This is a genomic window from Shewanella mesophila (assembly GCF_019457515.1).
GTDB lineage: Bacteria > Pseudomonadota > Gammaproteobacteria > Enterobacterales > Shewanellaceae > Shewanella > Shewanella mesophila.
On sequence record NZ_CP080421.1, the window covers coordinates 3,694,484 to 3,709,125 of the forward strand.

Consider the following 14,642-nt stretch of genomic DNA (forward strand, 5'->3'; position numbering starts at 1 on the left):
TTGTTCCATATTTGAGACAGTGATAAAAAAATGCCAGATTTGAACGGTATGATGCTATTTGCAGCGGTAGTTAGAGCTAAGGGGTTCTCCCAAGCAGCGCGTAATACCGGTATGCCAAAATCAACCATAAGTCGTAAAGTTGCCCAACTTGAAGAGCAGCTTGGCGTACGATTGTTGCAGCGAGATACCCGTAATTTAAGCCTAACTCAAGTGGGTGCATTATTTTATCAACACTGCAGTAGTATTAATGATGAAATCGAAGCTGCCAAGGCTGCAATCGAAAATACTCACAATGACGTATCGGGTTCACTGCGCATCGCTATCCCAGTTTCGTTTAGCCAAGAGCTAATAGCAAAGCTCTGTAGTAGCTTTATGCGCCTCTACCCTAATGTCGAACTCGACGTACAGTTCACCGATAATGATGTGGGCCTCGTTGGCGAAGGTTATGACATCGCGATTAAATATGGTCCGCTACAATCCTCAGATTTGGTCGCTAGACTACTGTTAGAGCGCCAACCTATTTTGGTCGCGAGTCCGGCCTATTTAAAAGCCAAGGGCACTCCTGCAACACCACAGGAGCTAAGTGAACATAGCGGTATCTTACTTGGTACTTCTCGCTCGGCGCCCATTTGGCCGTTAGGCAAGGGGGAACGCAAGACTATGGTCAACTTTCAACGAAAAGTGAGGGTCAACAGCGCAATTATGGTGAAACAGCTAGCATTGGATGATTTTGGCATTGCCATGCTATCTAATTCGGTATGTAAAAATGAGTTAGCCGGAGGCAGCTTAGTGCCACTATTACAAGAGTGGCCGATAGAGCCGTTCAAAGTATATGGCGTATATTCAAGCCGGCGTCAGCTTGCAACCAATATCAGTGTCTTCTTAGATTTCTTTACCAAACGATTTAGCAGTCATGAATCGCTGCAGACTTTGATGATCTAACGCTTGAGCTTGAGGGTTTAGCAGAATATAAACACCTACCCGCTCTATTACTTTCCAACCTAAAAGGCCTTTAACCAAACGACAAAAGCGATCACATTAGTCCGAGGTTTTTCAGCGCCTGCCTGACGATAGCTTGTCGATAGGGCAACTCTTGGGTGTTGTCTAAATCCATATTCATGGCAAAGAAATAGGTATTATCTTCTTTCTCAATCCAACCAACCCACCAGCCAATTTTTTTATTCTGCCTAACGCCATATCCCGTTTTTGCCCTAAGCACCCAATCACTATTGGCTTCGTTCAACATCATGGTTTTCACTATACGTTGACTACGCTCGGAGACGGGAAGCTGATTATGATAAAGTCGCTGCAGAAACTGCACCTGCTCAGTTGCAGAAATAGCTAGCTCACCGTCTAGCCAAAAGCTATCCAAACCACCAGAAATATCCTTATTGCCATAGTTAAGCAAGCGAACCCCTTTGCTCATTTTATCCTCTCCGAGGGCTAAGGCTAATTTTTGATAAATGGGCACAACTGAATACTTCATCGCTGAAGCGAAGTTATGGTCTCGATTCCAACTGCTATAGTCACGCTTAACACCATCCCAAACAAATTGCGTATGCTCATCTTTAACTAATCCTGCCTCAAGTAAGAGTAAACTGTTAGGGATCTTAAACGTTGAAGCTGGAATATATCGCTGTTGGCTGCGGACGCTATTATTGGTCAGTTGCTCGCCACTACTGTCATTAAGCAACACAAGAGCGCCGTCGACATTAACATCATTAAACGCTTGTTGCAGCGGGTCGACCTTGGCGTTTGCTTGATGGCTCAGCGATACCAAACTGATTACGGCAATAGTGGTTAAGATTAGAAAACGCATGAATTACACTCCAAATGATCGACGTACTCAGCATAACAGAACATGAGGTTCGACAATCGGCCAAAGCTGTGATGATTTATGTCAAAAAAAGGGCATTTTATCAATAAACCTCAATGCTTTATTTGCGCTTTGATGTCGTGCATACTCAGTTGTTGACTATAATAAATTCAAATTGATAATTACCCAGCCATACATTGCCAGATCCACGCCTTGTATCCTAGGAAAGGGTCAAAAGATAAGTACGGAAAGGATTAAAAGCCATGAGTAAATCAGCCTTAGCCTTGGCGATGACCGCCATTTTAAGCAGCACCGCCGCCCTTGCAAATCTCGATGTCGAAGAGCTACGCATCCCAAGCGCGACCCAAGCGATTCCTAATGTGGTGAGTCGCTACCAAGCTATGGTTGAAGATCTCGACAGCAAATATCGGCAACAAACCGATGAGCTTGTCATGACCCAAGTGGTCGCCCGTCAGGGAGAGAGATTATGGCAACAAGCGGTCAGAGATGTGCAGTCTGGTGGCCAAGATGATAGACCGCTCTACTGGAGCCGCCTCTCTATGAAGCAACAGCTCAAGCAGCATAATCCCGCATTCAAGATTGCTACTTGGCAACGTAAAATTCTCCTTAACGCGGTGGAGAAATCTTCTCGGGGTTTTAGTGATATACAATTCGATGACAATACTCAAATCCGTATTCTATTGACAGGCTTCGATCCCTTCTTCCTCGATCGCAATATTGATCAGAGTAATCCATCTGGTTTAGCCGCCCTAGCGCTTGATGGTTACAAGTTCAGTGTCAATGGTAAGCAAGCTCAAATCGAAACCGTGATGATACCTGTGCGCTTTGCCGATTTTGACCAAGGCATTATCGAATCCTTGCTGACACCTATTTATCGTGAAAATAGCGTTAAGGCAATTTTCACCGTCAGCATGGGGCGTGATAACTTCGATCTTGAACGCTTTCCAGGGCGTAACCGCAGCGCCGCAGCGCCTGACAATTTAAATGTACTCACGGGAGCCAGTGCTTCTGCGCCTAAAGCCCCCATGTTCGATGGCAAGACCCTAAATGGACCTGAATTTGTGGAGTTTTCCCTTCCGGTAGCGGCAATGCAAAGTGTCGAGGGACCATGGAAGGTCAATGATAACCACACTGTGACCACACTTGCCAAAGGTGAGTTTCAGGCTAAATCGCTACTGGAATTACAAAGCGCAACTTCGGTAGAAGGCTCTGGTGGTGGCTATCTCTCAAATGAGATCTCCTATCGCACAGTGTTACTTGGGGCGCAGTTTAACAGTGCTATCCCTGTTGGCCATATTCACACCCCGAGAATAGCGGCCTATGAAGCCGAGACGGAAATGAAGATAGTGGCTCAGGTCAAAGCTATGGTTGAAGCCGCGGCAACTCAGTTATAATATCCATCATTAAGGTGCCCACATACAGTGGGCGCAATCATAAGATTTAACATGTATCAGCGCATCAGAACTATGATCAAGGGCAAGGCGTCCGCTCAAGTTATTCCCCCTCACGTAAATAGAAGTGCGCCGCCCAAGACTGATAATCAGGCGCACATTTTGCGCAGTGTAGAAAGTTGCTATCGACTCGCAGAGCAACAACTCAACAGATCCTTTCCTCGCCCAGAAGTTAACTTCAAACTTAGAGGTAAAAGCGCAGGCACGGCCCATCTACAACTCAATAAGCTGAGATTTAATGCTACCTTGCTAGAAGAGAATGCGGCCGAATTCGTTGCCCAAGTAGTGCCCCACGAAATTTGTCATCTACTCGCTTATCAGCTCTATGGACGGGTCAAACCCCATGGAAAAGAGTGGCAATCTTTAATGATAAAACTCTACCAACTACGACCCAGCACCACTCACAACTTAGATATCAGCTCAGTTGAAGGTAAAACCTATGGGTATCGATGTGATTGTGGGCCCGTAAATCTGAGCGTTCGCAGGCATAATAAGATACTCCGTCAACAAACGCAGTACCGTTGCCGCCGTTGTAGCCAGACATTAACCTTGGCAGGATGATGAGCACTACCCAAAAAGATTAGTCAATCACTCACCTCGACGCCTTGCTTCATTACTGTCCCATCCCGTAAAATCAGCGCCAAACAGCAGAAGTAATGTTAAGTTTTTGTCACTACTAGCATAACTATCACCATAATTTTTACTGTATCTATTACTGTAACAATCGCTGTATCAAGGTGACACTGAAGCTCAAGGCCATCTAGAGCCAATAGCATATATTCAGTGCCGCTGTAATTGTATTTTTAGGGATTTATTATATTGAACACCATATCTAGCCGGTGCAAATGGGCACTGACGGCTATGCTGCTGGCGCTGTCTATATTGTCGAGCGGTGCACAGGCTTCACACCCCAGCAGTTTTGGTCAGGCTAAAAATATCGCGCGACTCCTCTATACAAAAGAACTTCCCGCCACCAGTTTCTATTGTGGTTGCGATATCACGGTGACGGGTAAAAAATGGCAGCCTAATTTTAGCCATTGCGGATATCAGGTGCGTAAGCAGCAAAAACGCGCCAGCCGAATAGAATGGGAACACATTGTCCCAGCATGGGAGTTTGGTCATCAACGTCAATGCTGGCAAAAGGGTGGCAGAAAACAGTGTGGTAAGAGTGATGACCAATTTAAGATGATGGAAAGCGACCTGCACAACTTGGTGCCTGCCATCGGCGAGGTCAATGGCGACCGCAGCAACTACCGATTTAGTCAATGGAATGCCCATCCAAATCAGTATGGTCAATGCGCCATGGTGGTCGACTTTAAATCTCGCAAAGTAGAACCGCCGAGTTATACTCGCGGTAAAATTGCCCGCACCTATCTCTATATGCAACAGGCGTATGGATTACAGATCGCTAAAAGCCAATTAAAGCTATTTAAAGCATGGGATAAAACTTACCCAGTTGATACTATTGAGTGTCAACGAGATCTGGCGATAGCTAATCGCCAAGGCAATCACAACCCTTTTGTGCAGGCACAATGTCAAAAGTTGGCCGAATTTAAACAGACTGCGGAGTAGCAGATGAGAGTTCCAAGGATCTATCAGCTGGGCGAACTCGCCCTATCTCAAACTGTCATGTTAGACAGCGAGGCCGCGGGCCATGTTGGCCGAGTATTACGTATGGGACCGGGCGAAAAGCTCGAACTCTTCAACGGCGACGGACACAAATATTTAGCTGAAATTGTCAGCGCTAGTAAGAAAAACGTCGAAGTTAAGGTCTTAACTCAAGCGACCAACGATAGCGAGTCACCATTGAACTTGCATCTAGGACAAGTGATCTCACGTGGTGACAGGATGGAGTTTACGATCCAAAAATCGGTAGAACTTGGCGTAAGCACCATTACCCCGCTGTTTTCTGAACGTTGTGGAGTAAAACTTAACGGCGAACGTTTAGAGAAAAAGATCCAGCAATGGCAGAAGATTGTTATCAGCGCCTGTGAGCAATCGGGTCGCAGTACAGTGCCGCTTGTACGCCCAGCAATGTCACTCGAAGCCTGGTGTGCAGAACCAAGCGATGCACTAAAACTTAACCTTCATCCTCGCGCGGCTCACGGTATTAATGGCTTGCAACTCGATACCACTAGAGTACGTCTGCTAATCGGCCCAGAAGGTGGTTTATCAGAAACTGAGATCATGATGACAGAGCAATATCAGTTTACCGATGTACTGCTTGGTCCCCGCGTACTAAGAACAGAAACCGCGGCGCTGACGGCGATCAGTGCGCTACAACTTAGATTTGGCGATTTAGGTTAATCAACCTAGATGAACCACCAGAAACAATAAGGATACAGAGATGATTAAGCTTGGCATAGTGATGGACCCGATTAGCGACATCAACATTAAGAAAGACTCGAGTTTCGCCATGCTGTTAGCGGCGCAGTCTCGCGGCTATCAACTTTTTTATATGGAAATGAAAGATCTCGCTATGGTCAACGGCGTTGCTATGGCAACCATGAGTCCGTTAACCGTGCAGCAAGACGAGCAGAACTGGTACCAACTTGGTGACGCTACCGACACACCTCTGGCAGAATTAGACGCGATTTTAATGCGTAAAGATCCGCCATTCGATACTGAGTTTATCTACGCAACCTATATGCTTGAGCGCGCCGAAGAGCAAGGCGTACTGATTGTTAACAAGCCGCAAAGTTTGCGTGATGCCAATGAAAAACTCTTTACCGCTTGGTTTAGTGAGTTCACTCCAGAAACCATAGTAACCCGCGATGCTGCACGAATTCGTGCTTTCTATCAAGAGAAAGGCGATATCATCTTAAAACCACTCGACGGCATGGGTGGCAGCTCGATTTTTAGAGTTAAAGCTAACGATCCAAACCTTGGCGTGATCATCGAGACACTGACTAATCACGGTCAACAATACGCGATGGCACAAGCCTTTATCCCAGATATCACCTCTGGAGATAAACGTATTTTGGTGGTAGATGGACAGCCCGTGCCTTATAGCCTGGCGCGCATTCCACAAAATGGTGAAACCCGCGGTAACTTAGCTGCCGGCGGCAGAGGCGTCGCCCAACCACTGTCAGAAAGTGACTGGGCAATTGCCAATGCGATTGGCCCAGAACTTAAAAAACGTGGACTTATCTTCGTCGGTTTAGATGTTATCGGTGACAAACTTACTGAGATCAATGTGACCAGCCCAACGTGCATTAAAGAGATAGAAGCCGCTTTCGATGTTGATATTACTGGCATGTTGATGGATGCCATCGAAGCACGCGTTAATCCTTAATTCGGAGCCCAAATGAAGTTATCTCAATTTGTATCTTTTATCGCTGCCGCGCTGTCACTGGTTAGCTGTGCGAGTTTTGCCAATGCCATCGCGCCAACAGAAGCGCCTGCTATCCCTAAAAATATCATCATCATGGTGGGTGATGGTATGGGGCCTGCTTATACCGCGGCTTATCGTTATTACCGCGATAACCCAAACACTCAAGAGGTTGAACAAACCGTTTTTGACCGCCTTTTAGTGGGCAATGCCAGTACCTACCCCGCAGCGGTAAGCGGCGTAGTGACTGACTCGGCTGCGGCGGCTACCGCTTTAGCTACCGGGATCAAGAGTTATAATGGTGCTGTCTCTGTCGATGTAGACAAACGCCCTATTCCAACCATTATGGAGCAGGCTAAAAAACGAGGCATGAGCACAGGTATCGCAGTGACATCGCAAATCAACCATGCAACTCCAGCCGCCTTTTTAAGTCATAACGAAAGCCGTCGTAACTATGATGAGTTGGCAAAAAGTTATCTCAATATCGATGCCGATGTGCTGCTTGGCGGCGGGCAAAAATATTTTCCAACGTCCTTAATCCAAAAGTTTGAAGCCAAGGGTTACCAGTATCTCTCTGATTTCAATTCGCTAGCAGCGCTAACTCAACCCAAAGTCATCGGGCTTTTTGCCGATGTGCAGCTGCCTTGGGCCATCGATGAACCAGAAGCTAACCGTCTAAGTCAGATGACAGAAAAGGCATTAAGCTTATTATCCAATAATGACAAAGGATTTGTGCTTTTAGTCGAGGGAAGCCTTATTGACTGGGCTGGTCATGATAACGATATCGCTGCCGCTATGGCTGAAGTGAATGAGTTTGCCAACGCTATCGAAGTGGTAGAGCAATATATTCGTAGCCACAATGATACGCTGTTAGTGGTCACCGCCGATCATAACACTGGCGGTTTATCTATTGGCACAGATGGCGACTACCGCTGGGATGGTCAACTCCTTCGCAATATTACCGCAAGCCCTGCCACGATAGCGACTCAGGCAATCGCCACTGATGAGTGGCGCTCGGTAGTTGAAAATCACCTAGGGCTAGCATTAACCGACGATGAATTTAAACAGCTTAGCAATGCAAGAATGCAAGGGCAGAAAACACTGCACGCCAAGATTAAGCGCCTTATCGACAAACGCTCAAATACAGGCTGGACAACTGGCGGCCACACTGGCGTAGATGTGCAAGTGTTTGCAACAGGTCCAGCATCGACACTATTTTTTGGCCATCAAGATAACACCGATATCGCCAATAAGTTGATCAGCTTATTGCCTAAGATGCCAAGGCCTACAGCAACGACACCTGCGGCGCCCAAGACACAAAGCGGTCAACCTGAAAGAGAGCAACCTATAGCCACAAGTATGCCAGCGGAAACAGGCACAACGACTAGACTATAAGCTTAACTCGCTCTCGCAGTTTGGCAGCAAACTGCGAGAGCTTATTCATCGATATACCCAATTGACTTAAATAACCTGGACTCGGGATACTAAACGTAAAACGCCCAAGTCATCTAACCTTAATCCATCTCTTAACCCGAGTTCAGGTTAAATAGATCTTCAGTTTAAAAAGCGATTTTAATCTCGAGTTAACTGCAAAAATAGACATCACCCGATAAAATCATTACTGATAATGGCTAATCACAGATATAATTATCGACAAATTCTATCGATATATTGGTTTTTCGTGCTATCTAACCCCTCGCAACTTATTTTAAGAAACAGTGAACTATTTGAATCAAAGAATGTTTTACTGCTCAACTTTGAAAGTGATCTACTCGCTAAAGAACTACTTCACAGCGCCAAACAGGTCACCGCGTTAGCACTCGATTTCAATCACTATCAACAATTAGCTTCCCATGAGTCTGCAAGTCTATCGGTCTATTTCGGGCACAATTTGCCCGTTGAGGCTAAATTTGATGCTGTAATATTGTTTTATCCTAAGTCCAAGAGTTTAGCCCCTTACCTCATCAACTTAGCAGGTTTACATCTTAAATCGGGCGGAGAACTTTTTGTCGTAGGCGAAAATAAGGGCGGCGTTCGCTCTATTGCGAAACAACTTCCCGACTACTTTGATAGCGCCAGCAAATTGGACAATGCGCGCCATTGCCTACTCTTTGGCACAGAGCTGATTAATACCGCCCCGGCAATAAAACTGGAAGACTGGGTAAGCCAATACACCTTATCGACGCCACAAGGAGAGATCACCATATGCAATCTGGTCGGTGTATTTAGTGAGAAGCGTTTAGATGAGGGTACAAAACTACTACTCGAACACCTTCCTGCATTGCATGGCAAAGTGCTCGATTTTGGTTGTGGCGCGGGCATCATTAGTGCGGCGATGCTGAAATTACAGCCGACACTCGACATCGATTGCGTCGACATTAATGCGATGGCCTTGGCCTCTTGCCGACTCACATTAGCTGCCAATGGCATGACGGCAAACGTCTATCCGTCAGATGGCATAGGGCAAGCACAAGGGGTATTTGACGGTATTATCTCTAACCCGCCCTTCCACGATGGATTGCAGAGCACCACCAATATTGCGGCACAATTTGTACAAGATAGCGCCAAAAAGCTAAAGCCTTCGGGTAAATGGCGCATCGTAGCCAATCGCCATCTCCCCTACAGCGAGCTTATTGCGAAACAGTTCAAAACCGTGAACGTCATAGCGGAAAATAATAAATACAAAGTTTATTCAAATAGTTAAAAACGTTTTATCAATCTGTAAAACCATTTAATAAGGCTGAGGGTTATCGATTTCCCCCAGCCTTTATTTTATATTCTCTCCAACACGAGACTCAGCTCAAATACTTCATAAATAAAGACTTCATAGGTCAAACTTTATGCTGTTATACTCAGGCAACACACTCTAATAATAAGAATCTAACTTCGGAAACAACATATGCTGGATCCCGGACTCATAGAACTAAGTAACGATGGCAAATTTGCAGAATTAAGATTGATCCCCAACACCCACGGACCAGTGAGTGTTGAGGGGATTAACGAGTTGCTCTCTTTCCCTGAATTATCACGTCTCTTCCCTCGTACCAATGTCATCGATAAAGCCGTTATACAAGTAAACAAGTTAATAGGCCAAGATGATGGCCAATATGAACTCTTCTTTGAGGTAGCTGAGCGGCGTGATGGCGAAATTGAAATTGCGATAGCCGAAGATAATATGAGTGCCGAGATGACTTTAGTCGCGCCATGGGGTGGCAATGAAACCACCCTACCCGATATCCTAAAGGCATTAAAAGCTAACAATATCAGCATGGGGCTCAGCAAGCTTAAGATCCAATCCTTATTGAAACAATTGACATCTCTCCAGCCTGGTGAATCTTGTACCAACGTCATTGCTCATGGAAAACCGGCTATCAATGGTGATAACGCCATTATCGAACGCAAAGTTCCATTAGCAAGAGAGCGACTTTTACAGCCCCAAGAACGCGAAGACGGCACTGTCGATATGCGAAACTTGGGCGATGTGATCATGGTCAAGCCTAATGATACGCTAATGATAAAAAAGCCAGCTACCGAAGGGACTTCTGGTTACGATGTTAGAGGTCAAAAGCTAGAACCAATCCCAGGCAAGGATATTACATTGACTGCGGGTAATGGTGCCCACCTGCTTGAAAGCGATGCAAACGTACTAGTAGCATCGGTTGCGGGTCAACCCGTCGAAACCAAGACAGGCATGCAGGTCGATGATGTACTTGAGATAAAAGATGTCGATATTGGCTACGGTAACGTCGACTTTAAAGGCAGTATCTTAGTAACCGGCGATGTTCATGAAGGTATGGTGGTCAAAACCACAGGTGATATTACCGTGATGGGATTTGTCGATTCAGCTCACCTCATCGCGAATGGTGATATCACCGTCAGCAAAGGGGTGATCGGAAGACAGTTAAAAGAAGATCAGCTTTCAACCAAGTTGCATGCCAAAGGTCAAATTTCAGCTCAATTTGTCCAATATTCGGAGCTTGAGGCAGAAGGTGAGATTTTAGTTACTAAACAGCTACTTCATAGTCATACCAGCACAACCCAAACCCTGACAGTCAGTGACGCGAACGGACGCAGAGGTGACTTAGTTGGCGGCATAGCCAAATCAGACAAAGGGGTCAAAGCGGTAATTATTGGCGCTACCGCTGGTACCAAAACCGAAATCTATTGTGCGATGAAATATGGCGAACTTAAAGAATCACTCAAACAGTTCGATCAAAGTATTAAACAGATGGTGGTTGCTAAACTTAATATCGAATCGAGCCTGAATAAATTACCGCCAAAAGCCCAGTGGCAAGATGATGAATTAATGGTTGAACAAGTAAAAGGCATGCTGGAAGAGAAACGGCGAATCACTGCCGAGTGCTCAAAAGAAGAGATCGAATATAATCTGGCCCATCAAGAAGTCGAAGACTACTATCAACAATATCGCATAGAAGCTTGCAAACATATCTTTGCCAACGTAGAACTTCATATCGGGCCAGCCTTTAATCGCACTCAACGCGAACACGGCCCCTGTATTGTGACAAATGTAAACCAAGAGATTAACTTCGATTACAGCAGTAGAAAGTAACTCTGTCGTAGCTTTTTCTTGAAGAGGCGTAACCCAAAATTACGCCTCTTTTATTTCTTTCAGTTTTACAGGCATAATCCCGCACTATAACGCTGTGTAAATAAGAGATATAACGTGGAAATACTCAGGATCGACTGTCTAGGAAAAGAGCTACGCCTTGAAGGCTCTATGGCCGGTTGGCAACAACTGTATTGGAGCAATGAACTCGTTTCTATTAAACAAGCCTCGGCAAATCCAGAAGGATTAAGAAGCCATGAGTTTGAACTTAACGCTCAAACCGCTGAAGCCGAAGAGCAAACTCTAATATCAACAAGCATAAAAATCACCCTAGAAGTCGACTTGCAGTGGCAACCCTTTAATTTGCAGTATCGTCTGCTCAAAGATGATGAGATCCTTAGCCAAGGTCATCGTGACAGCAAAGATATTGAGCGGCAGACTCCGGTTACGCCTATCCCAGTAAAAAAGCAGTTTAGCTTAGTCGGCTTAGCTTCTTTAGGCTTTAAACTTTTAAAAAGTGCCAAGGTGATCAAGGTGATCCTCGCAGGTGCGAGTATCGCGGCATACTCTTGGCTATTCTCTTTTCAGTTTGCTTTAGCACTTATCGCCTGCCTTGTGTTTCACGAATATGGCCATATCAGGGCAATGAAATATTTCGGCATGAAGACTAAAGGCATTTACCTAATCCCATTTATGGGAGGACTCGCCCTCAGCGATGAAAAAATTAACACACGCTGGCAAGATGTGGTGATCTCCATCATGGGGCCAACATTTGGCTTATTGATGTCTATTGCAGCGCTAATAGCCTACTGGGTCACTGGCAATGTGTTTTTCGCAGGATTAGCCGCCTTCAATGCCCTACTCAACCTGTTTAACCTTTTACCAATTTTACCTTTAGATGGCGGTCATATTCTCAAAAGCATCAGCTTTTCCATGAACAGCGTACTGGGGTTGATCGCCTGTGTTGCTGGTGCGGCTATAGGCGTGTTTATTAGCTACACCTTAGGGCTAGCACTGCTAGGATTTTTACTGCTCATTGGTAGTTTGGAGATCGTATTTGAGTGGAAAACCCGTCACCAAAGTCACCTCCTGCCGTTAGACAGATATGGCCAACTGTTTTCTGCCATTTGGTACCTTATTACTGTTGCTGCACTCGTCGCTATCATCTGGTACTTTGCGGGCAGCGGCGATGATATGCTCGGTTTACCCCTGAAGATATTACAAAGTTAATATTGTTTGCATGAGGGGATACGAACCATCCCCTCATCTATATTCGTTAATATACTGCGCCCTTCCAAACCAACCAGATCAATTCAAGTCGTAGGATTGATAAAAAAGCCGTTGAAGAAATCAGAGAAATATAATTCTGACGCTAACTCGCGATTTGACTCCTTAAGTCTAAACTTAATTAAAACAAAGGAGTCGCCATGTTTAAAAGTATCCGAGTTAAATTCTCTTTGATGTTTATCGCCGTCGCGGCTGTACTTATTTTTATCTCTATATTTGATGCCACACGCAATCATCAAATAGTCAATCAACTACAAGAGTTTAGTCAACGGTTTAACCCTGCGACATCAGCTATCCTGAATGCTGATCGAGATTTATACCAGGCACAGCTCAGTGAAGTCACCCTACTAGGCGATCAATTAAATGCAGAGCAGAGACAAAAAGAGATAAAAAACTGGCAAGAAAATGTCGATCAAGCCAAAGATAGAATGCTGCAGTTTAGAGAGATGCTAGTCGACCACCCAATGGTAACCGATGCAACGAAAGGTTTTGATCAACAATTCAAACTTTGGTATCAAGCATCTAGCAAGGTAGTGAAGTCTATAGAGCAACAAGACTATGCTGGTGCGATTTCTCTGCATAACCAATTCTCTAAAAAAGAGTTTAAAGCATTGCGAAGTATATATAACGCAGCTGGAGAAGCAGCAGATAAGAGAGTACAAGAACTCGACACAATTATTAGTGAACGAGCCACCAGCCAAAATAGGATATCGGTCGCTGTCGCCGTCATCGTAGCTATTTTTGCACTCATCATTGCCTACTTTGGCCCTAAAACTATAGTTGACGCAATCAATGAGATAACCCATAGGATCAACGATATAGCTAACGGCAATGGTAATCTAACCCAACGAATTCGAATAAAGCGAGACGATGAAATTAGTACCCTTGCCAGCTCTTTCAATCTGTTTGTCGAACAACTACAGAAGATGATAATCACCATTAGCGCTCAGACGAGTGAAGTTAACTCTAGCGTTGAACAGTTATCAGAGAAATCCACTGAAACACTAACAATCAGTTCAGACCAGTCGCAGTTTGTTGAAACCATAGTCACGGCCGTAAACGAAATGAGTGCCGCAGTAAGAGAAGTCGCCAGCAACGCAATGGATACCGCGAGCGAGATAAATAAAGTGAACGATCAAACCATAGAGGGGAAACGCGTTCTCAGTCTATCGGTTGATCAAATAGATCAGCTATCCGGGTCGGTAAAACAAGCCGTTACTGTTATTGAGAAACTATCGGAAAACTCGGCTAATATCGCCTCCGTACTAGATGTGATCCGCGGTATCGCGGAACAAACCAACCTATTAGCATTGAATGCCGCAATTGAAGCTGCCCGCGCCGGAGAGCAAGGTCGAGGCTTTGCAGTGGTCGCAGATGAAGTGCGCACCTTAGCGAGCAGAACAGAAACCTCCACCCAAGATATTCAAAAAATGATAGAGCAATTGCAACACGGTGTGTTAGATGCAGTAAAAACCATCGAAGCTGGCGCAGCCTTGACCGACTCTACGGTCTCGTTAACAGCCCAAACTCAAAATGCCTTAGATGAGATCTTATCCTCAACCTCCAGAGTAAGTGACATGTCTAGCCAAACCGCAACGGCAACAGAAGAGCAGACTCATGTGTCTGAAGAGATTAACCGAAACTTGACCGAGCTGTCAGATAAAACCGTGCACTGTCACGATGTGATCAGTGAGACGCAGAAAATTGTTCAAACCACACAAACTATCTGCAATAACCTTCAACATGAGGTATCACGATTTAAAGTTGCTTAGGAAAGGTTAGCGCCATGTTCTATAGATAAAGCCTTGCATCAGCAAGGCTTTAAAGTTGGTACAGATGGCGAGACTTGAACTCGCACGACCGTTAGGCCACTAGCACCTGAAGCTAGCGTGTCTACCAATTCCACCACATCTGCAAATTTTTGATATAAAAAAACCTGCTCTAAGGCAGGCTTTCTCTCTCTAAAGAGAGTAGCTCTTAAAGAGCAATTTTTGATAATGGCACCGAAGGACGGACTTGAACCGTCACTCCCGAAGGAAACGGATTTTGAAAAGAACACCTCTAAAAATACTCAATAATATCAATAGATAAAAACCACTAAAAACACCTTTGCAAACTCTTTGCAAGAACAAGCGTTTCTCATTATGATGGATGAATGAGTGTTAATTT

General features: G+C 45.1%; 12 protein-coding genes and 1 tRNA gene. 11 read left to right on the forward strand and 2 right to left on the reverse strand.

What is annotated here, in order from left to right:
* Positions 1-30 precede the first annotated feature (30 nt).
* Positions 31-942: a LysR family transcriptional regulator gene (locus K0I73_RS16295; RefSeq protein WP_220062092.1), complete on the forward strand. Its 912-nt coding sequence runs from the start codon at positions 31-33 to the stop codon at positions 940-942.
* A 91-nt stretch (positions 943-1,033) separates the two neighbouring features.
* On the opposite strand, the gene blaOXA is transcribed toward K0I73_RS16295, so the two are convergent.
* Positions 1,034-1,819, reverse strand: a complete 786-nt coding sequence (blaOXA, locus tag K0I73_RS16300) for a class D beta-lactamase (RefSeq protein WP_220062093.1) — start codon at positions 1,817-1,819, stop codon at positions 1,034-1,036.
* 260 nt (positions 1,820-2,079) lie between these two features.
* Between blaOXA and K0I73_RS16305 the strand changes: the two genes are divergently transcribed.
* The 10 genes from K0I73_RS16305 to K0I73_RS16350 all read left to right on the forward strand — a co-directional run bounded on the left by K0I73_RS16305 (position 2,080) and on the right by K0I73_RS16350 (position 14,245).
* Entirely contained in the window at positions 2,080-3,231 is a 1,152-nt protein-coding gene (locus K0I73_RS16305) for a PA0049 C-terminal domain-containing protein (protein ID WP_220062094.1), read from the forward strand.
* Between the two features lie 51 nt (positions 3,232-3,282).
* Positions 3,283-3,849, forward strand: a complete 567-nt coding sequence (locus tag K0I73_RS16310) for a SprT family zinc-dependent metalloprotease (RefSeq protein WP_258405219.1) — start codon at positions 3,283-3,285, stop codon at positions 3,847-3,849.
* A 300-nt stretch (positions 3,850-4,149) separates the two neighbouring features.
* A complete protein-coding gene (locus tag K0I73_RS16315) occupies positions 4,150-4,860 on the forward strand; it encodes an endonuclease (RefSeq protein ID WP_220064430.1) in 711 nt (236 codons plus the stop codon).
* 3 nt (positions 4,861-4,863) lie between these two features.
* A complete protein-coding gene (gene rsmE / locus K0I73_RS16320; RefSeq protein ID WP_220062095.1) occupies positions 4,864-5,595 on the forward strand; it encodes a 16S rRNA (uracil(1498)-N(3))-methyltransferase in 732 nt (243 codons plus the stop codon).
* Between the two features lie 40 nt (positions 5,596-5,635).
* A complete protein-coding gene (gene gshB / locus K0I73_RS16325; protein WP_220062096.1) occupies positions 5,636-6,583 on the forward strand; it encodes a glutathione synthase in 948 nt (315 codons plus the stop codon).
* A gap of 12 nt (positions 6,584-6,595) precedes the next feature.
* The gene (locus tag K0I73_RS16330) at positions 6,596-8,014 is read left to right on the forward strand and encodes an alkaline phosphatase (RefSeq protein ID WP_220062097.1); all 1,419 of its coding nucleotides are present in this window, start codon (positions 6,596-6,598) and stop codon (positions 8,012-8,014) included.
* 286 nt (positions 8,015-8,300) lie between these two features.
* On the forward strand, positions 8,301-9,323 hold the full coding sequence (locus K0I73_RS16335; protein WP_220062098.1) for a methyltransferase: 1,023 nt from the start codon (positions 8,301-8,303) through the stop codon (positions 9,321-9,323).
* Positions 9,324-9,518: 195 nt separating this feature from the next.
* Entirely contained in the window at positions 9,519-11,189 is a 1,671-nt protein-coding gene (locus K0I73_RS16340; RefSeq protein WP_220062099.1) for a flagellar assembly protein A, read from the forward strand.
* 114 nt (positions 11,190-11,303) lie between these two features.
* Positions 11,304-12,416, forward strand: a complete 1,113-nt coding sequence (locus K0I73_RS16345; RefSeq protein ID WP_258405220.1) for a site-2 protease family protein — start codon at positions 11,304-11,306, stop codon at positions 12,414-12,416.
* A gap of 197 nt (positions 12,417-12,613) precedes the next feature.
* The gene (locus K0I73_RS16350; protein WP_220062100.1) at positions 12,614-14,245 is read left to right on the forward strand and encodes a methyl-accepting chemotaxis protein; all 1,632 of its coding nucleotides are present in this window, start codon (positions 12,614-12,616) and stop codon (positions 14,243-14,245) included.
* Between the two features lie 56 nt (positions 14,246-14,301).
* On the opposite strand, the gene K0I73_RS16355 is transcribed toward K0I73_RS16350, so the two are convergent.
* Positions 14,302-14,388 (reverse strand) — tRNA-Leu (locus K0I73_RS16355).
* Between the last annotated feature and the right edge of the window lie 254 nt (positions 14,389-14,642).

Coding starts and splice junctions, on each gene's coding strand:
- K0I73_RS16295 (WP_220062092.1), top strand. CDS start 31: ATGCCAGATTTGAACGGTATGATGCTATTTGCAGCGGTAGTTAGAGCT.
- blaOXA (WP_220062093.1), bottom strand. CDS start 1,819: ATGCGTTTTCTAATCTTAACCACTATTGCCGTAATCAGTTTGGTATCG.
- K0I73_RS16305 (WP_220062094.1), top strand. CDS start 2,080: ATGAGTAAATCAGCCTTAGCCTTGGCGATGACCGCCATTTTAAGCAGC.
- K0I73_RS16310 (WP_258405219.1), top strand. CDS start 3,283: ATGTATCAGCGCATCAGAACTATGATCAAGGGCAAGGCGTCCGCTCAA.
- K0I73_RS16315 (WP_220064430.1), top strand. CDS start 4,150: ATGCTGCTGGCGCTGTCTATATTGTCGAGCGGTGCACAGGCTTCACAC.
- rsmE (WP_220062095.1), top strand. CDS start 4,864: ATGAGAGTTCCAAGGATCTATCAGCTGGGCGAACTCGCCCTATCTCAA.
- gshB (WP_220062096.1), top strand. CDS start 5,636: ATGATTAAGCTTGGCATAGTGATGGACCCGATTAGCGACATCAACATT.
- K0I73_RS16330 (WP_220062097.1), top strand. CDS start 6,596: ATGAAGTTATCTCAATTTGTATCTTTTATCGCTGCCGCGCTGTCACTG.
- K0I73_RS16340 (WP_220062099.1), top strand. CDS start 9,519: ATGCTGGATCCCGGACTCATAGAACTAAGTAACGATGGCAAATTTGCA.
- K0I73_RS16350 (WP_220062100.1), top strand. CDS start 12,614: ATGTTTAAAAGTATCCGAGTTAAATTCTCTTTGATGTTTATCGCCGTC.